Raw genomic sequence first — 24752 nt, forward strand, 5'->3', positions numbered from 1 at the left:
ACATTTGATTTGTCGAAAATTTGTTCAGTTTTCAAAGATCTACTTGGTTGCTTTTGACAACTTTTATATCATATCAACCACGTCATGATTTGTCAAGAATTTTTTTGAATAAATATTCATTTCTTCTTGCCGTATCAATCAGCTTTATTAATATACCATCTGGTATACACCCTGTCAATACTTCATTACAGATAAATTTGATTTATTAATTATTACTTTATCAAAAAAGCGACTTAACCTCATCGAATTGATAAGTTTAAGTCGCTTTTTTGATAAAAGCTATTTAATAATGTCTAATCCACCCATGTATGGTTGAAGAACTTCCGGAATAGTTACCGACCCGTCTTCATTCTGATAATTTTCAAGAACTGCTGCTAGCGTACGACCAACTGCCAATCCTGAACCATTCAACGTGTGTACAAACTGTAATTTTCCATCATCATCCCTATATTGGATATGAGCCCTACGAGCCTGAAATGCTTCAGTATTAGAACAACTTGAAATTTCACGATACATATTTTGTGCAGGTAACCAAACCTCTAAATCATGTGTCATTGCTGCTGAGAATCCCATATCTCCCGTTGACAATGTTATCACATGATATGGTAACCCAAGTTTTTCCATAATTCTGCCTGCATCACTTGTCATTTTTTCTAGTTCTGCATATGAATCTTCTGGTTTAGTATATTTCACCATTTCAACTTTATTAAATTGATGCAATCTAATCAATCCACGTGTATCTCTTCCAGCGCTTCCTGCTTCAGATCTGAATGAGGGTGAGAGAGCTGTGAAATATACTGGTAATTTTTCTTCCGGAATAACTTCATCCCTGTAGTAATTAGTTAATGGTACTTCTGCTGTTGGAATTAACGTTAAATTTTCATTTGCGATTTGAAAAACGTCTTCCTTAAACTTCGGAAATTGACCAGTTCCGTACATTGACTCATCATTAACAATATATGGAGGAATAATCTCTGTATAACCATCAATTGCATGTTGATCAAGCATAAAATTGTATAAAGCACGTTCTAAACGAGCTCCCCATCCTTTATAGTATAGGAATCGACTGCCCGACACTTTAGCGCCACGTTCAAAATCTAAAATATCTAAATTTTCACCGATTTCCCAATGTGCTTTCGGCTCAAAATCAAAAGTTCTTGGTGTACCTACTTTTCTTAATTCAATGTTTGAATCTTCATCAGGACCTACTGGAATCGTTTTATTTGGCATATTTGGTAGTCGCGATGCCATATCTGTTACGTCTGCATCTAAAACCTTTAATTCTTCATCAAATGCTTTAATTTCATCTCCGACTTTTTTCATTTCTTCGATTTGAGCATCTGCATTTTCTTTATTTCGTTTTAATTGTGCAATAGCTTGCGATACATCGTTTCTTTTCTTTTTTAAAGTTTCGGTTTGAACAATAATATCCCTACGTTTACGATCCTTTTCAACCATTTCATCAATAATCTCTGGTTTTACCCCACGATTACCCAATTGTTCCTTAACTTCATCGACATTTTGACGAATCATTTTAATATCTAACATATTCTGTTCCTCCTTTTTTTGTATAAAAAAAGCCCACTCATCCACTAATTGGGACGAAAGGCTCATTTTCGCGGTACCACCCAAGTTCGACAAATAATCATTTGTCACACTCAAATAGATAACGGTCTCCCGTGTGGCATTACCCACCCACTTATTCACGCCGGATTTTCAGCTTCGTAATTTCCACCACCATTACGTCTCTTAAATGCCTACTTATAACGTTTTCCGTGTTTATTTATTACTTTAATAATAAGCGTTGTTTTATTAAATTGCAAGTTTAATTCTTACCCGCTTTATTAAGCAAATCGATATACTCTTCTAACGAAAGATGATGCTTAACTATATATTTCGCGTTACTTTTACCAACATAGCGGAAATGCCATGTTTCATAATCAATTTTAGTCGATTTTTCTTTATCTTTCGGGAATCTCAATATAAATCCATAATTTACCGCATGGTTGATTAACCATTTTTGACCCTTATCTGTTTCACTACTATTATCTAAATCATTATGTTTGGCATACCAATTTGATGACATCATATCGACTGCTAGTCCGGTGTGATGTTCGCTTGATCCTGGTTCTGCCACATACTCTTTTGTTAATTGTTTAGCCTGAGCAACTGACTTTCCCGAATTTTCATAGCTTTTAATTGAGTCTGCATAGACCTCTTTTTGGTAGCTAATTGATCGATAACCAGATACCAGTGACGCCTTATACCCGGCCTTATTTGCTGCTGATACAAAATCATTCAAAGCACTCTCAATTTTTGAATTTACAATAACATTTCCATCTATTTTCTGTTTAAAATCCAGTTCTTGCTTGAGTTTATGCTCTGAATTAACTAATATTAAATTCCAATCATTTGCCTTTACACCTTTAGGTAGCTCACTTTTTTGTGTGACTTTTACCGTTTTATGGCTAGGTGTCGTATTCGCTTTCTTACCGCATGCACCTATTAATAGTGCACACATCATTACTACCATCATCATCCATTTTCTTCTAGTCAAAATGTGCCTCATTTCTTTGATAAATCTACATCTTTTAATGGAATTAATTTTGTTTTATAGCGTATTTTATAATATGTGTACAAGATAACAAATAACGGAATGCTCATATAACTAACCGAGATTGCTTCCCAATCAAAATTTTTAAATGATTGAATATCTTGTCCAAGAATAACTAAAATACAAAGAACAAGCGCTAAAATAGGGCCCACTGGGAACCATTTTGCAGAGTACTTTAATTCTGACACTTCATGTCCTTGCGCTTTGAACGCTTTTCTAAATCTGTAATGTGAGATTGCAATTCCTAGCCAAGCGATGAATCCAGTTAACCCACTAGCACTCAGTAAAAAGACATACACTTTTGCTCCAAAAACACTTGCTAAAAATGTGAGTAATCCGATAAATGTTGTTCCCACTAGTGCTGCCATTGGAATACCACGACTATTCGTTTGTTTAAACTTTTTAGGAGCGTAACCCTGTTCCGCAAGTGAATGAAGCATTCGAGTTGATGCATACATTCCTGAATTTGCAGCTGAAAGTACAGATGTTAAGATAACTGCATTCATAACACTTGCTGCAGAGGCTAACCCAGCTCTTTGAAAGACCAATGTAAATGGACTAATTGAAATATCTGATGCGCTTGAGCCGAGTAAATCTGGACTTGTATACGGAATAATTGCTGCAATGATAAAAATAGCGAAAATATAGAATAGTAGAATCCGCCAAAACACTTGTTTAATTGCTTTTGGAATACTCTTTTCAGGCGTTTCTGATTCTCCCGCCGTAATACCGATTAATTCAGTTCCTTGGAAAGAGAAACCAGCGACGACGAATACACTTAGAATCATTGGAACACCACCAACAAATGGAGCTTTCTTCATTGTAAAGTTTTCAAGTCCCGTTGCATGGCCACCTAGAATACCAAATATAGTCAATACACCAACGATTAAGAAGACAATGACAGTCACCACTTTAATAATTGATAACCAATATTCTGTTTCACCAAATGATTTAACTGACAACGCATTAATTGAAAAAATAATAACTAACGAGATTGTACTAAAAATCCATCCTGGTACATCTGGCAACCAAAATTGCATAACCAAGGCAGCTGTACTAATATCAACAGCCAATGTAATTGCCCAGTTAAACCAGTAATTCCAACCCATTGCAAAACCCATCGCAGGATCAACAAATCGCGTTGAATAAACCGCAAACGACCCTGAAACTGGTAAATACGTTGCCATTTCACCTAAACTAGTCATTAAAAAGTAAACCATAATTCCAATGCCAATGTAAGCTAGTAACGCACCACCTGGCCCTGCCTTCGAAATTGCTGACCCACTCGCAACGAATAAGCCTGTTCCAATACTTCCACCCAAGGCAATCATTGATAAGTGTCTTGTTTTTAACTCTCGGTGCATACCTTCTTGTTCTGCCATATGAAATCCCCCCTATATATAGAGGAGCACTCGTGATTTTTAAAATTGAGAAAAGAAAAAGAGACCTTTTGTACAACACTATTACGCGTTATACAAAAAGACTCAGATTAATAGACTCAGTCAAATCGTTATAAGCGCCCCGTGATTACTATATAATCACGACAGTTTCTGACTTATTAAATCAGACCCCAGCAGTCACTAAATCTAAGTTAGCATCCACTTCGGCAGTTCACCCTTTCAGTTTAACTTCTTCAGCACTTAATTGCTTCATTAAACATACTTATGAAAACTGCATCCTCTTCTTTCGATAATTCTTACTATAATCAATTCACTGATATTTTGCAAGCTGTATCCTAATTTTCAGCTATATTAATTTCATCATGCAACTTTTCAATATCTGTTTCATTTTTTAAAAAAGCTTCATTTTCGATTGGAAAGTGTTGTTCAATCGAACTAAATGGCTGTAAACTCACAACCCCATTTTTTAAATGATAATCTAAAATATGTCCACCCATTTTATTTTCATCAGATAAAAAATGAATATGGAATCCCGCTGCACCAATTCCTTGAAATAACTCAGGTGTGAAATAGCCAATAGCTGTTCCATCAATATCTTCTTCTTCAAATTCCGATTGTTTGGCAGTTACCGCAGTTAATTCTGGATACGGTTTACTTTGTTTAGCAACAGATCGTGTACTCATTTTACTAAATGTTCCTTTAATAAGAACACTAAAAAATAAATTTTGGTAAGGATATAATTCAAGTAATTGCTCTTCTAAAACATTTCCTGCCACATTTTCAAATTGAATAGATGCGTCTGCTTGATTAAAATGGACTGTCGCAAATGGAACAAGAACGTCATCGCTAACTTGATTAATTTGACCTTTTGCAGTAATCTGGAAAGCCTTTCCGTCAATCACAATCATTTCGCCATCTAAATCACCAACAGTTCCAATTCCGTAATCACCATGTTTCAATAATTCTCCAACACTCAATGTGCCTTCGTACAAGCCTTCAATTAATGTTGCTAAGGTACCATGTTGATAAACCTTTTTTATATCTTGCATGTCGTTGACCTCTCTTGAAAATTATTTTAATATAATTGATCCATTAAAATTGATTGTCCTAATTCTTGATTATCTTTATAATCAACTGGTATATCAACAATAACAGGACCATTAGTTGCAAATGCTTCATCTAATGTTTTAGCTAAATCTTGTGCTTTTTCAACGCGTAAGCCTTTTGCACCAAAACTTTCCGCATATTTCACAAAATCCACTGCGCCAAAATTCACACCGGCAGATTGACCATATTTCATTTCTTCTTGGAATTTAACCATATCGTAGTGTCCATCATTCCAAATAATATGAACAATATTCAGATTCAAACGAACCGCTGTTTCCAAATCTTGGGCTGAAAACAAGAATCCACCATCTCCAGAAATTGAGACGATTTGTGTATTAGGTCGAACTAAGGCCGCTGAAATTGCCCAAGGTAACGCAACTCCTAATGTTTGCATCCCATTACTAAATAATAAATGACGTGGTTCATAACTTCTAAAATGTCGCGCGATCCAAATGTAGAAACTACCGACATCAACTGCTACCGTCATTTCATCTGAAACACGTTTTTGTAATTCTTGGATAATGCTTAATGGATGACTGGTTAATGTGTCACTTGTCACAACTGGCGCTTCATCCCTAGCCTGTAATTTTTCTTGTAAGCCATCTAAATACTCACGAGATTCAGATGCCATTTGATAGCCTTTCATATAGGGTAATAAAAATTCAAGTGTTTGCGCGATGTCGCCCACTAACTCTTTCTTTGGTTGGAAATTATGATCAATCTCTGAACGCATATCGTCAACAACAACAATATTAGCTGTTCCTTCTGCATTCCAGTTACGTGGTTCATATTCAATAGGATCATAGCCAATTGTAATAACTAAATCGCTCTTTTTAAGTAATTGATCCCCTGGTTGATTTCTGAATAAGCCCACACGACCAAAGAAATCACCGACTAATTCACGCGATATCACACCAGCGGCTTGAAATGTTTCCACAACAGGTAGATTCGTTGCTTCAACTAAATTACGAATAGCTTTTGTTACTTCTGGTGAAGATGCCCGCATTCCCACAAGTAAAACAGGTAATTTTGCTGCTTTAATTTCTTGTGCTAAAAGTGTACTTTCTACCGGGCTAGCGGGACCTAATTTAGGTGCCATTAAAGGCTGGATAACTTTTGTTTTCACTTCTGAATCTGTTACATCTTGGGGAATACTAACGAAACTTGCCCCTTGCTTTGCAGCCTCAGCTTCTTGGTAAGCATTAGCAATCACTTCTGAAATATTCTCAGGTTCTTGAACCTCTGCACTATATTTAGTGATTGGTTCAAATAATGCCGTGTTATTCATACTTTGATGCGTTAGTCTCGTTAAATCTGAACGTTTCACTTGACCAGAAATAGCAAGAACAGGATCACCTTCTGCCGTAGCCGTCACAACGCCTGTTGCCAAATTACTTGCACCAGGTCCGGAAGTCGTTAAAACAACCCCCGGTTTACCTGTAATACGACCAATCCCAGCAGCCATAAATGCTGCATTTTGTTCATGGCGCGTAATAATTAATTCTGGCGATTTAGAATTCGTCGGATGTTCCAATTTTTCAAAAACACGATCAATTTTTGCACCAGGAATACCAAATACATATTTCACATCATGATTTATTAAACTATCAACAATGGCATCTGCGCCGTAATATTTATTATCTGTCATTAGATTTCCTCCGAATTTGTTTTAGTAGTATCCATGATAGCATTTTCACAAATAAATGACTATGGTTTAAACTTACCAAATGTAAGCCTAAATAAAAAACCATTATTAACCCAGTTATGGTTAATAATGGTTTCGTTATTTATGATTTCCGGTTACATTTTCGACAATTTTTTGAATGATTAATTTACGTTGACCACTGATATCTTCTTCATTCCAATTAATTAAAGGAATTTCAGTTTCGTCAAACGTTGCTGCAATTAGTTGATAAACCGTTTGTGACTCTAAATAATTAGCCCAACGTTTATCCGCTTCAGCAAAAACACTATTAACGACGACGGTTGCTTTTTCTGTATCTTGTTTAAATTCACGAAATACACGATCAAAGAAACCGAAGTTTGGATAGGTTTCAATCTTTCCTTCCGAAGCCTCCACAATTTCTAATAAATTGATATCCTTAGCATCCCTTGCTAACGTAAAACCGCCATTATTACCTGAAACAGATTTCACAAGTCCCGCAACGACTAACTTACGCATAATTTTACGAAGATAAGTTTGTGAACCACCAAGACGAGCGTTGATTACTTGCGATGAAATTGGCACACCCTTATCCTGCGTTGCCAATAAAGAAATAATACACGCTGCTTGTTCAAATCCTTTTGTTAATTGCATAGTCAGCTACCCCCGGTTGATTAATTTTCAAATAGTTCTATATATACGAATAAAGGATAACATATGTCGTTGACAATTGGTATTGATTATTTTAAATCAACCGCATAAACAATTTCATTAATTAGAGCAGCAGGTTGAAAAAGGGATGAAACCGCTCTTTTTTCAACAAATTTAAAATTGGATTTTTTTAACACTTTGATAGATGCTTTATTTTCAATAGTTGTCACGCCAATTACACGTTCTAAATCTAACGCCTGAGCCATTGTTAAAAGTCCTTGAACTGCTTCAGTCATTATCCCTTGATTCTTAAAAATAGGATTTAGTGCATAGCCAACCTCTTTAACTACCAAACTAGGTTCTTGATTCTCATCAACTACTTCATATAAACCGATATTACCGACTACTTTTTGATTTCCTTTACACTCAATCGCAAATATACTTTGTTTTTGTAGCGTCGCAACGAACAAACTAGCTTCAGCCAATGAATTCACGGGTAAAAAGCCAGCCATTTGACCAACCGTTTCATCACAAGCATATTCATATATGTCATTTATGTCTGATGAGCATAACGGACGTACCACAAGCCGTTTCGTTTCATATTGATTCATTTTTTAGCCCTCAATTTTAAATTTATTCAGAATTTTTAGATATATAACGCGTGCAATGGCTATCCAAGTGACTGTTAAAAGAACAGCGCCTACCGTATCCGTCGGAAAGTGAGCTTGTAGATATACTCTTGAAATCATAATCATCATGATCCATATCGCTAATAAGCAGTTAATCAAAAATTGTTTACTATACTTAAATTCTACCAGCATAATACTCATTATCGTTAGACAAAATAATGCCACCCCGAACGTATGTCCACTGGGGAAACTGAATCCAGTAATTGATCCATGCCCCACTGGTCGAGGTCTCTGGACGCTACTTTTAATGAGCTTAATTAACAGTGCTCCAGTCATTATGGTCATCCCTGTCCAAATAGCGAGTACACCTCGTCGTAATTTATATAAAATAATCATCAAAATGACTGAATACAACCCTATCATCATCGGACTACTTAGCCAACTGATTATCTGCATCACTTGGTCTAGTTGCGCTGTAGGATGAAACCTAACAACTGCAATGATATTATTATCTATACCATGAATAAAATTATTTTTTGTTACTATTAATAACGTCAATATTGCGAATAGTCCACTGCCTATTATGACTACTCCATAAAGTTTATTCTTATTAATCATTACTCTAACCTCTTAATTACAGTCTATTTTATCCACATAATTTATCATATTTTTTAATTTGTTTAAAGTTAGTTACCAAAATCTTTAAGAATTCATACAGAAATCAAGCAAATGCTCAATTTTATGTAAGTTTATGGTAAAATAGGATATCTTTATAAATTTAGAAAAGAGTTGAAAATAAATAATGAATACGCTACTACTTATGCTTGCCGCTGGTCTTGTGGCAGGTGCTCTAGGATCTATCTTAGGATTAGGTGGCGGCATCATTGTCACCCCGGTCTTAACTTTAATGATGGGATTAGATATTAAATACGCTATTGGTGCTAGTATCATTGCCGTTATCGCAACGAGTTCTGGTGCTACAATTGCATTTCTAAAAGATGACGTTTTAAATTTGAGGGTCGCCATGTTTTTAGAAATCGCAACGACAATTGGTGCGATTTGTGGAGCACTCTTAACAGGAGTCTTTAATACATCCTTTCTCTTCATTTTATTCGGTGCTTTTTTGCTACTTTCTGTCTACAACATGCTTAAAAAAATTTTTGTAGGTGAAGAAGTTTTAAAATCAGCTGAACCTGATTATTTATCTACCAAATTTAAACTGAATAGTTCGTACTATGATAAACAACTAAAAAAACAAGTTGATTATCAAGTCGAAAATGTTCCAGGTGGGATGGCGATTATGCTTGGTGCTGGAGTTGCTAGTGGACTACTAGGAATCGGATCTGGTATTTTCAAAGTTATGGCAATGGATACTGCAATGAAAATGCCGTTGAAACCATCAAGTTCAACAAGTAACTTAATGATGGGTGTCACCGCTGCCGCAAGTGCGACCGTCTACTTTTTCAATGGTTCAATTAGACCTGATATTGCGGTTCCATTAGCGCTAGGAATTTTAGTTGGTTCATCAATTGGTTCGCGTGCAATGCAATACCTACCCGCAAAAATAATTCGCCTCATTTTTGTACCTGTACTATTGTATGTCAGCATTCAGATGATTCTAAAAGGATTCGGGGTATCTATCTAATGATGAATGAAAAAAATAACACATCAGCCGAAATGGCAAAAATTGAATTAATGATTGGTCAAATACTAAGAATTGGCGTTTTCATTTCTGCGATAATTATGATTATTGGTCTTATCCTATCCTTAGTTACAGGTTCAACAGGCTATCAAGGTAATACATTTCCAACTTCATTTTCTGCTATCATTTCTGGAATTGTCGCACTTAAACCTTACGCAATTATGATGCTTGGGCTATTTTGCTTAATACTAACACCAATTCTTCGTGTCGTTATTTCAATTTATGCTTTCTACAAAGAAAAAGATTATCTGTACGTTAAAATTACCGTCATCGTTTTAGTCATTTTAATTGCTGGCTTTTTTATTGGCGAACATTAATTAATAAAGGGGAACATTTCAATGTCAAGTCGTCGAGAAAACTATCATAAAGAACAACTACTACACCAAGAAACAACTAATCACCTGCCTTTACCAAAACGCGAAAGAAAAAATAAAAAGCAAAACAAGAAACGTCGTCGCTTAATTTGGTTAATCATTATAATAATCGCTGCTATCTGCGGTGGCGTTTATGCCTACCATAAATACTCAAACGCTAAAAATGCAGCTGATAAAATCTATACTTCTACTAAAATTGCTAAAACTAGAAATGTCGCAGCGGTTTTGGAAAAGGACCATCCTATTTCGATTTTACTTTTAGGTTCTGATGATGGTGCCTTGGGTCGTGCTAAAACTGGTGGCCGAACGGATACTTTAATCGTTGCCACACTTAACCCTAAAACAGAATCAATGACCTTAATCAGTTTACCGCGTGATACTGAAGTTGCGGTTTCAGACCATGAATCAGATTTTCCAAGTAAGATAAACGCTGCCTATGCTTATGGTGGTGCTGCAACTGCCGTTAAAACTGTTGAAAAATATTTCAATGTACCCATTGATTTCTACGCAACAATCAACATGGGCGGTTTAGAATCACTAGTTGATGCTGTTGACGGTGTTGACGTTAATCCACCACTATCTTTTTCTTATAATGGTGCCAGCTTCAAAAAAGGCGTTAAAACTCATGTCAACGGTAAACAAGCCCTTTCGTATGCCCGCATGAGATATGATGATCCTCTTGGCGATTACGGTCGACAAAAACGCCAACGTCAGATTATTATGGCAGTGGCTTTAAAAAGTACACAACTTCAAAATTTATTAGACGATAAATTTTTAAATACAATGTCATCTCAAATGAAAACTGATTTAACATTCAATGATCTTACCGTCTTAGGTACCAATTATCGTAAGGCAACACATCATTCACATTCAGATTATCTACAAGGTACAGGAACAATGGTCAATGGAGAAGCTTTTGAAATTGCCAGCGAAACTGAAAAACAACGTATCACTGATAAATTACGTTCCACACTTGGCTTGGTTCCAGCTAAAACTGGAAATACTTTAACAGCCGATACAAAAATTAATACAACTCGTGAATAGTTAAAAGTAGGCCGTCAATCGGGGATTGACGGCCTACTTTTTTGCATAAAAAAACAACTCACCTAAATGGCAAGTTGTTTAGATTTTAAATTAGTCTTTGTTTACGTTTACTGCTTGTGGTCCACGGTCACTATCTTCAACGTCAAAAGTTACTTTTTGACCTTCGTCTAATGTTTTAAAACCGTCACCTTGAATAGCTGAGAAATGTACGAATACATCACTACCATCTTCGCGAGTAATGAAACCAAAACCTTTATCTGCGTTAAACCATTTTACTGTACCTTGTTCCATGAATAAAATCCTCCTTGTGTCTATGTGACACGTTTTATTTATGACTCTCAAATCGTCCCAGTTGATATCGTTTCCGAAGACACTCATCAACTTCATTTGATTTGAAAAGCCACCTAAATTATATCACGTCTAATTGTAAAAACAAATTCTAAAATAGCGCTTTTATTTAGTTGTTTTCATCTTCAAGTGGTAACGCTAAATCATCATTTTCTTCCAGATTATATGGCTGGTATTTACCCATTAAATATCCTTGAATCATTTGAATAACTTCATAACGATCACTACCTGATAAAATTTTATCGCGGTATAAAAGTGTTGCCGTCCGTGCGAATAAATCTTCAAGATCAATCAATTCATCGTTAGTTTGACCAACTAAAAAATCAATTGAAACATGAAAGAATTCGGCCAACTTTCTGACTTCAAGATATGAGGGTGTATTAATACCACGCTCCCAACTACCAATCTGCGGGCCAGAATTCAAGTTATGATTCGATTTTTGAGACTGATTTAATCCAACAGCTAATTGAGTTAGCGTTAATCCACTACCTCTGCGCAATGCTTTTAATCTTTCCGGAAACATCAACAACACCTCCTTTAGATAAGCATACCTCTTTTTTAAAAAAAGGGTAGGTTTTTAACCAAATAAACCGCCAATATAATAAGTTACAGCCATTGTTACTAATCCAACAAAAACATTTCTTACCATGGCATGTCTAATATTATTACGCCCTAATATCCCGCTTACTGCCCCTGTTAAAAGTAAAGCTAAAGCAACGCCAATAACCGTCAGTGGAATCATAAACTCAGTTGGGAGTATCGCTATTAATAATAATGGAACTAGCGAGCCAACTACAAAGGATGTCATTGAGGACATCGCTGCGTGCCACGGATTTAAGTACTCACCGACATCAATATTGTTAACTTCTTTACAGTAATTTTCTAGTTCATTTTGAGACATTAGTTCATTGACCACATCCGTTGCGACCATCCGCGAGAATCCCTTTGCTTGGTAGATATTAATTAATCGTTCAATTTCAAATTCACGATTTTCTTTTAACTTTTTTGCAGCTGAATGGATAATCGATTTTTGTGTATCCCTTTGTGCAGAAACTGAGACGTATTCACCACCAGCCATTGAGAACGCTCCCGCAAACATACCAGCAAGTCCAGCTAAGACAAGATAGTACTTACCTTGACTAGCACCGGCCATCCCCAGAATAACGCCTGCAACTGAGATGATGCCATCATTAGCACCTAATACCCCTGCTCTTAAAATATTTAATTTCGTTGATAAAGCCATTCCTACTTTTAATGCACGACTATTCATCAAATGATTCACTCCATTTCCAATCATTTAAGTATAAGCTAATTGGGAACGATTATCAGTCGGGTTTATTAATTTCGTTAAGGAACATGATTGCCTTATCTTAAATGGGACACAATCTTACCATAGATAAAGACTGACTACTAGAAATCGAAAGGACCTGCATTTCAACCCATTATAGGATATACTTAAAGCAATTGTTCGAAAGAGGTGAATCAAATGTCTGACTCAAAAAAATACCCAATTAGTCCCTATTTTGAAATTAAAAATAATCATCCTTGGTACCTTGATGCCGAAATTGATGACTTATCACTTTATAATCAAAACTTTAAGGTTGTCTTACAAACAATAACTAAAAATGAAAATATTAATAAAGGGTGGCGCGATGAGGATTTAGAATCTAACATTCAGTTACTCCTTCTTATTGATTACGAAGAACTTGAAGTTTGGAAATATCCCGTCGATTTGTCATTTGATAAATTATCTTTAAAGGAAGATGTTGTATCATTCAATGAAAATAGTCGTATTGCACTTTATTTTGAAGATGATCAAGCTGTGATGCGAAAACTCGGCTACCTACCAAAAGAGGATACATTACAGGTCCATAATATTATGGCAGGCCTACCACATTATAAAATTGCCACTTATTTGACAGGCGGTCCTTATAAGAAATTAACGTTCGAAGACGACGAACTTCAAATTGATAATGGTTTTGAAGAATTTCGTTTAAATATTTTAATCTACTAAAAAAACATTCTCAATGAGAATGTTTTTTTGATTACTTATTTTTACTTTTTTTATTAAAAATTGATTTAACTGATCGTTTTAAAACATCGCCCATTCCAAGTGATTGAACCATATGAGCTGGATCAACATAGTTACGCATTGCACGTAACACCATTTTTGGTTTTTTAGACGCAAAAGTAAATGTCCCATTCTTCTTCGTTTTAATTGCATATCTCGGAATCCATCGTCCTTTAAACATCACAGACGCGATAACTTGATCAACTTCATCCCATGGAATTTGGATAAACTTGCGTGCATCACGGTCATTATAAAATTCAAACCCTTTATCGCCAATCATGATTTTACCATAATCAGTTAAACCTGTGAAAGCAGTTGCATCGATTGTTAAGTCTACCTTTGTATTAATTGACTGGACCATAGTATTTCGACTCCAATGTTTTTTGACGTTATCTTATTATACCTTAATTAATTGCATTGAACCATATAAAAAAACCCAGGAAAATTCCTGAGTTTTTTTGAAATTTTATAAAATTCCAAGTACGTGTCCACCGATACCAACTATGAATAAACCTAGAATGATAAGAATTGGTGAAACTTTTTTCTTAAGTAACCACATACAGAAGAATGTTAATAATAATGCTGCTAAACCTGGAATTAATTGATCCAAGTTATTTTGTAATGTTGTTACTTTATTTGGTGAAAGAGCTAAACCGTCGCTAGCTTGTTGCATAGCTGTTTGCATGCCTTTTCCACCTTGGAGTTTATCAAAATCAATATAAGCACCTTTATCCAACTTAACTGTTGAAATAACTGGCGTAAATTTGATTGAAACCCAACGTTCTACTAATGCGGCTAAAACGAACATTCCCAGTACCGAAGCACCTTTAGTAACATCTTGTAATAAGCCACCTGACATATCTTCAGAAATCTTAGAACCAGCTCTATAACCGAATTCTTGTGTATACCACATGAATCCCATACGGATGATATTCCAAGCTACGAAGAAAATGATTGGTCCCATAATGTTACCACCCATAGCCAATGAAGCACCTAAAGCACCTAACATTGGACGAACAGTAAACCAGAATACGGGATCACCGACACCAGCCAAAGGACCCATCATACCAACTTTAACACCTTGAATTGCAACATCATCAATAGGGGCACCATTAGCACGTTCTTCTTCAAGTGCTAATGTAACACCAAGGATTGGTGAAGCAAGATAAGGATGAGTGTTAAAGAATTCCATGTGTCGTTTCATTGCTGACGTACGTTCTTCTTTAGTTTTGTATAATTTTTTAATTGCTGGAATCATTGAGAATGTCCAACCACCATTTTGCATACGTTCGTAGTTCCATGAACCTTGAATAAACGTTGAACGCCATGCTACAGCCAATCGATCTTTTTTAGTTAATTCAATTTTATCTGCCATAATATATTCCTCCTTCTTCCAGTTTAATAATCGTTTAGAATTTCGCCAAGTGGATCACCGGTATTATTGCCACCGCCACCATTTGATGAACCACCCATTTTTGAAAGGTTCAAGTAAATAAGAGCAAGAGCAACACCGATAGCACCAATAGCGATCAATGTTAATTGAGTAATAGCTGCGACTACGAAACCAAGAATAAAGAATGGCCATACTTCTTTTGTAGCCATCATGTTAATAACAAGTGCATAACCAACGGCAACAACCATACCACCACCAATAGCCATACCATCTGTTAACCATGCGGGCATTGATTCAAGGAAACCTTTAACTGTTTCAGCTGGAATAAAGAGCAATGCTCCGGCTGGAATAGCAATACGGATACCTTGCATACCAATAGCAAGAACATGCCATATTTCTAGCTTACGGATATTACCTTGTTCTGCTGCTGCATCCATTGCATGAACAATAGGAACAGCAAGTGTACGAACAACCATTGTTAAGAATAATCCGGCAACGGCAAGGGGAACGGCGATAGCGATAGCTGATCCAACACCTTTAATCCCTTGTCCACCTAATACTAAAATAATTGCTGATGCAACTGAAGCAAGTGCAGCATCGGGTGCAATAGCTGCCCCGACATTAGCCCAACCAAGTGCGATCATTTGAAGTGTACCACCTAAAACAATTCCGGCGGTTAAATTACCGGTTACTAACCCGATTAATGTACATGCCACTAGTGGTTGATGGAATTGGAATTCATCTAAAATTCCACCCATACCAGCTAGAAAGGCAATAATTACTACTAAAATCATTGATATAGCTGACATAATAAGCCTCCTAAATTAATTTTCTTTTATTGTGTTGTTTAAGCTTTTGCTAATTCACCTTTAGCTTTTTTGAGAATGTTAGCCATATTCTCTTTTGAATCGTTAGGTACTTTACGGACATCAAATTTAACGCCCTTATCTTCTAGTTTTTCAAAAGTATCAACATCGTCTTGTCCCATTGATAATACGTTGTTAACAACTACTTTACCAACTGAATGAGCCATTGAACCAAGGTTAACTTCGTCAAATTTCATTCCGCCTTCAATTGCTGTTAACACATCTTGTGGACTTTCAAAAAGAAGTAATGCTTTCATTCCACCAAAACGAGGGTCTTTTGAAACTTCAATCATCTTAGCAATTGGCACAACATGTGCAATAATACCAGGTGGTGAAGCTTGTTCAATTAAGTTTTTACGAAGTGTATCCTTAGCAACATTATCAGAAACAACGATAATACGGTCAGGCTTAACTGATTTAGACCATGCTGTAGCAACTTGTCCATGCAATAAACGTGAATCAATACGTGTTAAAACGTATTTAATTTTACCATCACCGATTACAGTTCCTTCAGGAATTGAACCAGTAGGTTTGTTTGTTGCAACAACAGCTGCTTCTTTTGGTGCTAAATCTTCTGGCTTAATCTTAACGCCACCTTTTGCTTCGCTTAGAATACTTGCAGCAATTTCTTGTGCAGAATCCATTGACAAGCGTGCTGCGTAGGCTTCAATTAACATTGGTAAGTTTAAACCTGTAACAATTGCCCATTTATCTTTATGAGCGTCAAGCAAACCGTTTGCTTGATTAAATGGTGATCCACCCCATAAATCAACTAAGAATAAGACTTCTTCAGGATCATCAAAAGTAGCAATTGCTGCTTCAAGATGAGCTTTTAAATCGTCTGGTCCTTCGTTTGGCATGAAAGTTACAGCTTGAACATTTTCTTGTTCACCAAAAATCATTGAACCGGATTGCATGATGCCTTCGGAAAATTTACCGTGACTTGCAATTACAATTCCAACCATTTTAAAACCTCCTAAATTTTTATCAGATTACTGTAAGAACTCCGGAAAAACGCTTACATTTATAATATAAAAACACGCAAAAATTATTTCAAAAACAACTTAAGCATTTTGCTTTTGTTCCTAGGTAATCTGATTTAATTTTAAAATGTTACGAAACACTTAAAAATAATATCGTTTCCATAACGTCTATGTTGTTAAGTATAGCACAACGATTACGAATTACTATTAAAAATATTAATTTGTATTCGCTTACAATTATACCATTTAATCGTATAGATATTAGTTATCAACCTATATGATGGGTTTTTTTACGTTTCCATAGCTTGTTTCATTCAACAAAATCTTATCTATACCAATTTATAAAAAAAGTTTTGTTATATACAATGCTATTTTATTTTTTTAACACAAAGTGGTATTGAAATTGCTTAAAATATTTTCTTATTCTTTTCATTGATTAAAAAAAGACCTCATTGAAATGAGATCTTCGAATTATTAAACTTCAACAACTTGATTAATAGACAGCAAATACAGATATTTATGCGCAACTTTCAACCCAGTCATATTCTCTAGTGCTTCGCCATATAAGTTCAATTGGCCACGATAACGTGCTGTCAATTTTTCTATTTCTTCTATTGTATTGTCTTTAGAAACTTTATCAGTCTTATAATCAAATACCACCAACGTATTATCTTTTACAAAATAACCATCGATAATTCCATGGATCAAAACTTTTTCCTTATTTGACTCAACCTTTTGAAATAGCTCATTGGCAGGTAGTAACATTGAGAATGGCGCTTCACGTTGTACATCGTTACCTATAGTTAGAATTTCTTTGCCTAAATCCGTTTGAAAGAAATTGGCAATGTGTTGTCCATTAATTAACGTAGCAACTTCTTTAGTGACTACTTTTGCCGTCACTAATTGCTCAATTTTAGCTTGGATTATCGCTAAAGTTATCTCACTAGTTAAATCTAATTCTTGTAAAATGAGATGAGTTGCACTCCCAATATCACTTCCCATTGGTGCTGCAACTCCCTGCATAAATTTCGGTACAGCAAGTTCACTCGTAACGTATCGGTTGCCTTGTCCTTCAATACTCAACTGATTCATTTCGCGATTAGCTGGATCATCGAATAGACGTTTTACTTCCGATACAGCTTGGTAAGCAGTTGTTTTAGTTAAATTATCGAATGGATACTGAAAATTTAAGACTTGATCAATTTGATTAACATCAATATCCTCAAACGTCTCAGGCATCTCACCCGTGATTGTTTCTAACCAATCCGTCTGAGAAACTTCTTCACTCACTTTACTCATCTGGTTCAGGTCGGTTTTTTGATAAAATTTAACGCTAAATTGCGTTTCATCATCACTTAATAGTAGTGATGATGTTGCTGGATCCAATAATAGTGACATATCAAAAGTAGGATGACGAACTAGCGCCATACCAATCCAATCCATGAAATTTTTAATACCACTTCGAGCTGTTGCATTTAAAACTAATTGTTGGCTTTGAAATGCCTTTTGCCAATGATTAATTGCCGTTTTTTTATTTGTGTAAGCCCCCACAATAAATAATCGTTGTTCCGCACGCGTTAAGGCTACGTACAGTAATCGCATTTCTTCCGCTTCTGATTTTGCAATAGCAGCTGATTTTACAATTGTTTTTTGTAGCGTATCTTCCATCGTCCGATTTTCAGGATTTAAATAGGTTATTCCTAATCCAGCCTGATCATCAATTAAATAAGGTTTTCGCATCGCCATTTGATTAAACTGGTGTGTCGCGTCAACCAAGAAGACCATTGGAAATTCAAGTCCCTTACTACCATGAATTGTCATGACTGACACTGCATTTGCGACATTTTGTACAGGTGCTTCTGCTAAATCCTTATCGCGTTCCTGCATTTTTTCAATGAAGCGCACAAACTGGAATAAACCTTTAAAACTACTATTTTCGTAAGCGTGAGCTCGGTTATACAACGCATGTAAATTGGCTTGGCGCTGACTTCCAGCTGGCATCCCCCCGACATAATCAAGAAATCCAGTATCCTGATAAATCTGCCAAATTAAGGTCGCAATTTGATTTTCATGCGCGATTTCACGAAAGCCCGAAAGTTGTGTTAAGAAACGTTCAATTTTATTATACAGTGTTTTTGCGAAGCTACCTGCTTTAAACGTATCAAAATTTTGATAAAAAGTTAACACCGCTTGATAGTAATCATCTGTTCGGTTGCCAATCCGTAAATAGGCCAGTTGATTTTCATCTAATCCAACAATTGGCGACCGTAGGACACTTACCAATGGAATATCTTGATAGGGATTATCAATAATTCGTAATAATGACATCATAATTCTGATTTCAGTTGTTTGGAAATAGCTCTCCGCATCATTCACAACGACTGGAATACCCATTTTTTTAAATTGGTCAATAATCACCAAATTATTTTTACGAGTTGGGACTAGTAATGCAATATCTCGGTATTCAACGGGACGTTTTTCTGATTTATCACGGTCAAAAATCTCTGTTTCATCTACGATTAACGCTTGAATCCGTTGACCAATTAAAGCAATTTGGCCTTCCGATTTACCATCAATTTCAAACTGATCATTCGTTGCTTCACTATCATCATCCGGTCTTTCTGCAGATTCAGGTTCATCAGATTCGTAAATCAGCACTTCTGCTTTTTGCTCAATATCTGGGTAGTAGTTTGCCCCAAAAACCAATTTAGCATCATTATCATAAGCCATTTGTCCAACGGTTTCATCCATAATCTGGGTAAAAATTAAGTTAGTCACATCTGTTACATTCTTCACAGAACGAAAATTTTCAGCTAAGATAATTCGATTTCCATTACTGTCAGTTTCTTTATAAGCTTGGTATTTACTTAAAAACAAACTAGGATCAGCCAGCCTAAAACCATATATTGACTGCTTTACATCCCCCACCATAAACATATTACCGGGATTAGTCGTGGTTACCCTTGTCAAAATAGCTTCTTGTAGTTGATTAGTATCCTGATACTCATCTACCAGAACTTCTTCATATTTTCCTTGTAGAGCAGCTTGTGTTTGCTCGGAAGATTCAGAATCACTCGCTAAAATGTCCAGTGCTAAATGCTCCAAATCATTAAAATCAAGTATATGTCTTTGACGTTTCTCTTTGGTGAAGGCATCACTAAATAAGCCAATCACACTGACTAATTTTTCAACTAATTTCTTAGATTCTGTCATGATATGCAGTGTTTCTGTTTCATTTAAAACAAAAAATTGTTCTGATAAGTTAGCTAAACGTTTTTTTATTCCAGCTTTTAATTCTTTAATTTGATCCTTAGCAACAGCTTGGTCATCTTCTAAATTTTTAGCTGGCACACTAGGCGCACGTTTCAATTCGTACCCACGAATATTATCGCGAATTTGATTCCAAGAACCATCGTTTTCAACAGATTGGACAACAGCTAACAACATCTGACTTTCTTCTTCAGTCACTGCTTGATGTTTCTCTAACCCAAATTGAATTGATAGTTCTAGAGCCGTTTTTAAATCGGCCTGGATTTGCGTTAAATTTGCTTGAACTAATGGCTTAATACTCTTTTGGTAAAACGAACTACTGATTAAATTATCGCCAACATCATAAGTTGCTGCCAAACTAGCCAACCAACCGGTAGGATCTGGTTTCGAACTCGCAAATGTAAATAGGCTAAAAACCAACTCAGATAAACCATCATCATTTCGATCATTTGAAAAATTTTGTGTTAATCTCTCAAAGTCGACATCGTCTTTGGCATACAACATTTCCCGGACGTCTTCCCAGACACTCTCTCTTAATAAAGCCGCCTCAGTCATATCTGTTAACATTCTAAAAACGGGATCCAAATCAATCACATAATAGTAGCGTTTAATTAATTGGAGACAAAATGCATCAAATGTACTAATATTTGCAACTGGCAAGCGCATTAATTGATCCATTAAATGTTGTTTTTGTTCATGATTGTCTGCTTCATTGATTGCCTTTTGAAGTGCCACCTGAATCCGTTGACGCATTTCTTTAGCTGCAGCGTCTGTAAACGTAACAACTAATAAGTCATCAATAGCTGTTCCCGTTAATATTTTTTGAATGACGCGTTCAACTAAAACTCGTGTTTTACCGGAACCGGCAGAGGCTGATACAAGAATATTAGTCCCACTTTCATCGATAGCACGTTGTTGATTTGGTGTAAATGTAAACTTACTCATTACTGTCGGCCTCCCCGTCTATAATCCGTTTTTCAATTTCTTCCCAGCTTAATTTACTTATTTCATGGTAATTATTTTCGGGTAACATCGCATCAAATTGGAATATTGATTTATATGGTGAATATTGTAGGGCTGTTTTTTTAGCGTTCCATCTAGCCGGACTTAAATCGATTATCCCTTCGAAAATATCTGTTGCCGCATCAATAATTAATTGTTTATTGTGTACCAACAAGAAATCTAAATCTGATTGTGAAATCAATTTTTTTGAACGAGCTGATGGTGATGTGAACCCTTTTTTCGTTTTTCTAAATGGATAGATTAATGAAAACCCTGTTGATTCGTCTTCAAAATCAGTATCTAAATGGCTCAGTAACTGCTCATCTTCCAATAATAGCCCATCCATTTGGTTTGCTTTCAACAACGTATTATCCAATCCTTTTTTCTGTACATCTTCAATTTTCAGCTTAGGATTTTGTAAGTGCATGTAAACTGCACCAGCTGCCGAAGTTTTCAGTCCAGTATTTGGTGCAATTACCTCTGCATTCTCAATCAATGCTTGCAAGTAAGTTAACATTTGCATTGATAATCCATAGAAAGCATCACTAAAATCAAACTTTCGAATCCCTGATTTGTAATCGACGATTCCAAGATATTGTTTTGAATCAACCTTCATATAATCAATTCGATCAATTTTACCGCGGACTTTAACTGAATGGCCGCCAGGTAACTTATAAGCTAGGGCTTTCAAACCTGACTCAGCACCGACATGACCAAATAAAACTTCTGTTTTCAGTGGCTTCATCTTTGTTTGTTGCCCTTGTTGCCACATGGCATGCGTCACTTGTTTTAATAGAAGACTTAATTGTTTAGCAATATAGCCCATTCGACTTGAACTACCAAGAATTTGGAACTGAGGTAACTCGCGCATATCTTTTAAAATTACATTCAAATATTCATCTAGTTGTTCTTTGGGTACATTGGCATAGACTTGGTTTGATTCAGTCACAACTTTCATCAACTCATCCAACCCCATATGGAAAAACTCACCAGTACTTGCAGGAGACAGCTCGAAAATGTCTCGTTCTTTCAATTTCAACCCATATTGTAAAAAATATTCAAATGGATTACGATAGAAAGTTTCTAGTTTTGAAATTGAAGTATTCATTTGTGTTCCATATAAATCAGTTATAATTTCCGGCGTCAACTTAACCGGTATATTTTTATACGCTAAGCTTCCTAATAATTGTTTCGTTAATGGTCCCATTTCTGGGTCAGCCGACAGTTGACGTAACACATACAACCAAGCACTAGGCATGGATACTGCAGTTGTTTTGGCAAGTCGACTAGCTACAACCAATGATGATAATGTACTACGTTTTGTTCCGATAAAATCAAGGACTGATTGTTCTGTTAATTCAGGATTAGCAGCTAAATGTTGAACTGATAAATTGAAGTGTTCTTTAATCATCATTAAATAAGGCGATGGATTTAAATTCTTTTCGCCATCGTTGCCACTTGGATATGAAAAAATCAATTGTTCGCGTGGTCCTAAAAATCCGAGATAATTCAAAAAGGGTTCAGCGGCCATTTGACTAATAGCCGAATCGGCTAAGTATTGATCATCAGTTAATAGATTAGCCATTTTCGCCCGATCATCATCTGTTAATAATTGTGTCTGACTAACTTGTTCTGGCATCACCATATCAGTTGATCCAATCATAAAGGTAATCTTTCGGTTGTTCATTTGAACCATCCCTGATTCAGAAATAACGACCTGATCTAATGTTGATGGCACTTGTGAGTAACTTGCCCCTTCAAATCCCGCTTGAATCAAGGCCATGAAGTCAGCGGTATTGAACATTTTAGTTCCCAATGTTTCAACATATTCATCTAACATCCCAACAAATGTTTGCCAAGTTTGTTCTGGTTCTTCTGATTGTGAGATGTTTCCAGCAGCTAAATAGCGGTCTCGCCAACTTAACAAGCGTTGTGTCACACCTTGTTCAACAAGAAACTGATAAATTAGCTTTGCCCCCTCTTCACCGGTTGTCGCCTGATCTAGTTGATTGAAGAATCCTGGTAAAACGTCTTTAACAAAATGTCTAATTTGATTAATTTGTACTGTGATACTTTGGTCCTTATCCGTCTGTTGCTCATCTGCATCCGTAAAATCAAACCGGTAGAACGTCCAATCATCTTCACGTAGCCACTGAGAACCAGAAAAACCGTATTTTAAAACCATATTTTCTGTTAAATCAACAGCACTACGGTACTGTTCAATTGGCATAGCATGATTTTCTATTTGTGGTATTAATAATTCAGTTTTTAATAAGCGCATCATTGCGCCATATTGATAATGCTTTTCTTTCACCTCAAATAACGCTGCCAGTAACTCGACTAAGGGATGGTCAGCCATTGCGTGTTGTAAATCGTTAAAATAAGGTATTTTAAATTCTTTAAAAACCGGTGGAATAACCGTTTCGTAGCTATCTAAATGCCGCGTTAAAATCATAAAATCTCGATAACGATACTCCTTAGTTGCAACTAACTGGCGAATTTTTGTCGCCACTTGTCGAATTTCAATATACCGACTATCGGCTTCAAAAAGTTGAATAGAATCTGAATTTTCTAACCTTTCTGATTTTGTTTTAACTAACCGTCTAGAGTCAATCCAAAAATCTTCCAGACGAGATAAGTCGGGATTCTGGTTAACTTTGGTTTCAGCATAACTATCCGTTAGCACTGGAATCTGAGCTTGATGTGCTTTTTCAATCAAATTAACATACATCCGGCTTGATTTATAAAATAAGTCAGATTTTTCAGCAACTTCATGTGCATTGCCTTTATCTAAGACTAAGCCAATTGTAATCTGTTTCGCACCCTTAATCAGTGCGTTCACGAGCTCCTGCTCTTGTGCTGTAAATTGAGAAAAATGGTCAATATAAAAATAACTCGTCTTCAAAACGTCATCTGTTAAATAACGACTCAACTCTGCTAATAAATCATTATTTTCAATATATCGGTCAGCCATCGCAGCATCAAATGCGCGATAGATAATTTGTAAATCATCTAATTTAGCACCTAAGTCCCCAGTCGTTGGGAAAGATTCAGCAATCCGAGTTAAATCATCAACTGTCACACAACCAACTTTTAATTCTTTCAGTTGGCTGACTAGTTGTGAAATAAACCCAGTTTGGGTCCTTTCACCACGAAATATTGTTAATTCATCTTCATGTTCCGAAATTAATTGATAAACTAACATATTTAATCCAGACTGAGATAAACGAGGAATCTGATAATAGGGTGTATTCTTCAAAAAGAACCAAGCTAATCGAGTAAACGAAAAGACTTGGACGTTCGATTGTGCAAAAATATTTTGTTCGACAAGTTTGTCTTTACCTAATGCTTCAAGGATACTAACTTCTGCTTCGAACTTAATATGATTGGGAACAAGATAAAAAAAAGATGCCGTTGAATCAGTCGTTTGCGCTGCTTTTAATTGTGCAACAAGGCTTGCTTGATGGTCTTTACTAGCTTTTCCTAGGACAAATTTTAAACTCATTTTAACTCCCCTTTTCATACCGCTAACTCGTTATCATTACCTAATAATATACCATATTTAGCTGTTATATTTTTTTAAGAACACATAAAAACCGCTGGACAAATCACAAAGGTGATTTAACCAGCGGTTC

General features: G+C 35.9%; 21 protein-coding genes and 1 riboswitch. Of the genes, 4 read left to right on the forward strand and 17 right to left on the reverse strand.

The features are described from left to right. Positions 1-279 precede the first annotated feature (279 nt). The 8 genes from serS to AC1RPQ_RS06085 form a co-directional block, all read right to left on the reverse strand. Positions 280-1548 carry a serine--tRNA ligase gene (serS, locus tag AC1RPQ_RS06050; protein ID WP_481761724.1) on the reverse strand — a complete coding sequence of 423 codons (1269 nt, stop codon included), beginning with the start codon at positions 1546-1548 and terminating at the stop codon, positions 280-282. A gap of 277 nt (positions 1549-1825) precedes the next feature. Further along, a complete protein-coding gene (locus AC1RPQ_RS06055; protein WP_481761725.1) occupies positions 1826-2557 on the reverse strand; it encodes a M15 family metallopeptidase in 732 nt (243 codons plus the stop codon). Positions 2558-2565: 8 nt separating this feature from the next. Beyond that, a complete protein-coding gene (locus AC1RPQ_RS06060; RefSeq protein WP_481761726.1) occupies positions 2566-3996 on the reverse strand; it encodes an amino acid permease in 1431 nt (476 codons plus the stop codon). Positions 3997-4120: 124 nt separating this feature from the next. Then, positions 4121-4305: riboswitch (Lysine riboswitch) on the reverse strand. Positions 4306-4349: 44 nt separating this feature from the next. Then, positions 4350-5063, reverse strand: a complete 714-nt coding sequence (gene budA, locus AC1RPQ_RS06065) for an acetolactate decarboxylase (protein ID WP_481761727.1) — start codon at positions 5061-5063, stop codon at positions 4350-4352. 26 nt (positions 5064-5089) lie between these two features. Beyond that, positions 5090-6769, reverse strand: a complete 1680-nt coding sequence (gene alsS, locus AC1RPQ_RS06070) for an acetolactate synthase AlsS (RefSeq protein WP_481761728.1) — start codon at positions 6767-6769, stop codon at positions 5090-5092. A gap of 135 nt (positions 6770-6904) precedes the next feature. Beyond that, the gene (locus AC1RPQ_RS06075) at positions 6905-7438 is read right to left on the reverse strand and encodes an Rrf2 family transcriptional regulator (protein WP_481761729.1); all 534 of its coding nucleotides are present in this window, start codon (positions 7436-7438) and stop codon (positions 6905-6907) included. Positions 7439-7524: 86 nt separating this feature from the next. Further along, on the reverse strand, positions 7525-8046 hold the full coding sequence (locus AC1RPQ_RS06080) for a GNAT family N-acetyltransferase (RefSeq protein ID WP_481761730.1): 522 nt from the start codon (positions 8044-8046) through the stop codon (positions 7525-7527). A gap of 3 nt (positions 8047-8049) precedes the next feature. Continuing rightward, positions 8050-8682, reverse strand: coding sequence for a phosphatase PAP2 family protein (locus AC1RPQ_RS06085; RefSeq protein ID WP_481761731.1), 633 nt, complete (start codon positions 8680-8682; stop codon positions 8050-8052). Positions 8683-8866: 184 nt separating this feature from the next. On the opposite strand from AC1RPQ_RS06085, the gene AC1RPQ_RS06090 reads away from it, so the two are divergent. The 3 genes from AC1RPQ_RS06090 to AC1RPQ_RS06100 are packed head-to-tail and all read left to right on the forward strand — an operon-like array spanning position 8867 to position 11184. After that, positions 8867-9709 carry a sulfite exporter TauE/SafE family protein gene (locus tag AC1RPQ_RS06090; RefSeq protein ID WP_481761732.1) on the forward strand — a complete coding sequence of 281 codons (843 nt, stop codon included), beginning with the start codon at positions 8867-8869 and terminating at the stop codon, positions 9707-9709. Next, positions 9709-10083, forward strand: coding sequence for a DUF1634 domain-containing protein (locus AC1RPQ_RS06095; protein ID WP_481761733.1), 375 nt, complete (start codon positions 9709-9711; stop codon positions 10081-10083). Before AC1RPQ_RS06090 ends, AC1RPQ_RS06095 begins: the two co-directional genes overlap by 1 nt. 21 nt (positions 10084-10104) lie before the next feature. Then, positions 10105-11184: an LCP family glycopolymer transferase gene (locus AC1RPQ_RS06100; protein ID WP_481761734.1), complete on the forward strand. Its 1080-nt coding sequence runs from the start codon at positions 10105-10107 to the stop codon at positions 11182-11184. Between the two features lie 90 nt (positions 11185-11274). Here the strand turns inward: AC1RPQ_RS06100 and AC1RPQ_RS06105 are convergent, their stop codons facing one another. The 3 genes from AC1RPQ_RS06105 to AC1RPQ_RS06115 form a co-directional block, all read right to left on the reverse strand. Further along, complete coding sequence (locus tag AC1RPQ_RS06105) at positions 11275-11475, reverse strand: cold-shock protein (RefSeq protein ID WP_112251328.1); 201 nt, start codon at positions 11473-11475, stop codon at positions 11275-11277. A 166-nt stretch (positions 11476-11641) separates the two neighbouring features. After that, complete coding sequence (locus tag AC1RPQ_RS06110) at positions 11642-12055, reverse strand: helix-turn-helix domain-containing protein (RefSeq protein WP_481761735.1); 414 nt, start codon at positions 12053-12055, stop codon at positions 11642-11644. A 54-nt stretch (positions 12056-12109) separates the two neighbouring features. After that, complete coding sequence (locus AC1RPQ_RS06115) at positions 12110-12802, reverse strand: VIT1/CCC1 transporter family protein (RefSeq protein ID WP_481761736.1); 693 nt, start codon at positions 12800-12802, stop codon at positions 12110-12112. A 216-nt stretch (positions 12803-13018) separates the two neighbouring features. On the opposite strand from AC1RPQ_RS06115, the gene AC1RPQ_RS06120 reads away from it, so the two are divergent. Further along, positions 13019-13546, forward strand: coding sequence for a hypothetical protein (locus AC1RPQ_RS06120; RefSeq protein ID WP_481761737.1), 528 nt, complete (start codon positions 13019-13021; stop codon positions 13544-13546). Positions 13547-13577: 31 nt separating this feature from the next. On the opposite strand, the gene AC1RPQ_RS06125 is transcribed toward AC1RPQ_RS06120, so the two are convergent. From AC1RPQ_RS06125 to AC1RPQ_RS06150, 6 genes are all read right to left on the reverse strand, one after another. Then, positions 13578-13964, reverse strand: a complete 387-nt coding sequence (locus AC1RPQ_RS06125; RefSeq protein WP_409021995.1) for a DUF956 family protein — start codon at positions 13962-13964, stop codon at positions 13578-13580. A 105-nt stretch (positions 13965-14069) separates the two neighbouring features. After that, positions 14070-14978 (reverse strand): PTS system mannose/fructose/sorbose family transporter subunit IID, encoded by a 909-nt coding sequence (locus AC1RPQ_RS06130; RefSeq protein ID WP_481761738.1) that lies wholly within the window; start codon positions 14976-14978, stop codon positions 14070-14072. A 23-nt stretch (positions 14979-15001) separates the two neighbouring features. Next, positions 15002-15805, reverse strand: a complete 804-nt coding sequence (locus AC1RPQ_RS06135) for a PTS mannose/fructose/sorbose transporter subunit IIC (RefSeq protein ID WP_481761739.1) — start codon at positions 15803-15805, stop codon at positions 15002-15004. Between the two features lie 38 nt (positions 15806-15843). Next, positions 15844-16827 carry a mannose/fructose/sorbose PTS transporter subunit IIA gene (locus AC1RPQ_RS06140; protein ID WP_481761740.1) on the reverse strand — a complete coding sequence of 328 codons (984 nt, stop codon included), beginning with the start codon at positions 16825-16827 and terminating at the stop codon, positions 15844-15846. A gap of 492 nt (positions 16828-17319) precedes the next feature. After that, a complete protein-coding gene (gene addA, locus AC1RPQ_RS06145) occupies positions 17320-21060 on the reverse strand; it encodes a helicase-exonuclease AddAB subunit AddA (protein ID WP_481761741.1) in 3741 nt (1246 codons plus the stop codon). Next, positions 21053-24622: a PD-(D/E)XK nuclease family protein gene (locus AC1RPQ_RS06150; protein ID WP_481761742.1), complete on the reverse strand. Its 3570-nt coding sequence runs from the start codon at positions 24620-24622 to the stop codon at positions 21053-21055. The genes addA and AC1RPQ_RS06150 overlap by 8 nt, the downstream gene beginning before the upstream one ends. Positions 24623-24752 lie beyond the last annotated feature (130 nt).

The organism is Dellaglioa sp. CoH-57-MRSF-21 (assembly GCF_056781915.1).

Excerpts from the sequence above, each read along its gene's own strand:
- serS (WP_481761724.1), bottom strand. The coding sequence starts at position 1,548 with ATGTTAGATATTAAAATGATTCGTCAAAATGTCGATGAAGTTAAGGAA.
- AC1RPQ_RS06060 (WP_481761726.1), bottom strand. The coding sequence starts at position 3,996 with ATGGCAGAACAAGAAGGTATGCACCGAGAGTTAAAAACAAGACACTTA.
- budA (WP_481761727.1), bottom strand. The coding sequence starts at position 5,063 with ATGCAAGATATAAAAAAGGTTTATCAACATGGTACCTTAGCAACATTA.
- alsS (WP_481761728.1), bottom strand. The coding sequence starts at position 6,769 with ATGACAGATAATAAATATTACGGCGCAGATGCCATTGTTGATAGTTTA.
- AC1RPQ_RS06075 (WP_481761729.1), bottom strand. The coding sequence starts at position 7,438 with ATGCAATTAACAAAAGGATTTGAACAAGCAGCGTGTATTATTTCTTTA.
- AC1RPQ_RS06080 (WP_481761730.1), bottom strand. The coding sequence starts at position 8,046 with ATGAATCAATATGAAACGAAACGGCTTGTGGTACGTCCGTTATGCTCA.
- AC1RPQ_RS06085 (WP_481761731.1), bottom strand. The coding sequence starts at position 8,682 with ATGATTAATAAGAATAAACTTTATGGAGTAGTCATAATAGGCAGTGGA.
- AC1RPQ_RS06090 (WP_481761732.1), top strand. The coding sequence starts at position 8,867 with ATGAATACGCTACTACTTATGCTTGCCGCTGGTCTTGTGGCAGGTGCT.
- AC1RPQ_RS06095 (WP_481761733.1), top strand. The coding sequence starts at position 9,709 with ATGATGAATGAAAAAAATAACACATCAGCCGAAATGGCAAAAATTGAA.
- AC1RPQ_RS06100 (WP_481761734.1), top strand. The coding sequence starts at position 10,105 with ATGTCAAGTCGTCGAGAAAACTATCATAAAGAACAACTACTACACCAA.
- AC1RPQ_RS06105 (WP_112251328.1), bottom strand. The coding sequence starts at position 11,475 with ATGGAACAAGGTACAGTAAAATGGTTTAACGCAGATAAAGGTTTTGGT.
- AC1RPQ_RS06110 (WP_481761735.1), bottom strand. The coding sequence starts at position 12,055 with ATGTTTCCGGAAAGATTAAAAGCATTGCGCAGAGGTAGTGGATTAACG.
- AC1RPQ_RS06115 (WP_481761736.1), bottom strand. The coding sequence starts at position 12,802 with ATGAATAGTCGTGCATTAAAAGTAGGAATGGCTTTATCAACGAAATTA.
- AC1RPQ_RS06120 (WP_481761737.1), top strand. The coding sequence starts at position 13,019 with ATGTCTGACTCAAAAAAATACCCAATTAGTCCCTATTTTGAAATTAAA.
- AC1RPQ_RS06125 (WP_409021995.1), bottom strand. The coding sequence starts at position 13,964 with ATGGTCCAGTCAATTAATACAAAGGTAGACTTAACAATCGATGCAACT.
- AC1RPQ_RS06130 (WP_481761738.1), bottom strand. The coding sequence starts at position 14,978 with ATGGCAGATAAAATTGAATTAACTAAAAAAGATCGATTGGCTGTAGCA.
- AC1RPQ_RS06135 (WP_481761739.1), bottom strand. The coding sequence starts at position 15,805 with ATGTCAGCTATATCAATGATTTTAGTAGTAATTATTGCCTTTCTAGCT.
- AC1RPQ_RS06140 (WP_481761740.1), bottom strand. The coding sequence starts at position 16,827 with ATGGTTGGAATTGTAATTGCAAGTCACGGTAAATTTTCCGAAGGCATC.
- addA (WP_481761741.1), bottom strand. The coding sequence starts at position 21,060 with ATGAGTAAGTTTACATTTACACCAAATCAACAACGTGCTATCGATGAA.
- AC1RPQ_RS06150 (WP_481761742.1), bottom strand. The coding sequence starts at position 24,622 with ATGAGTTTAAAATTTGTCCTAGGAAAAGCTAGTAAAGACCATCAAGCA.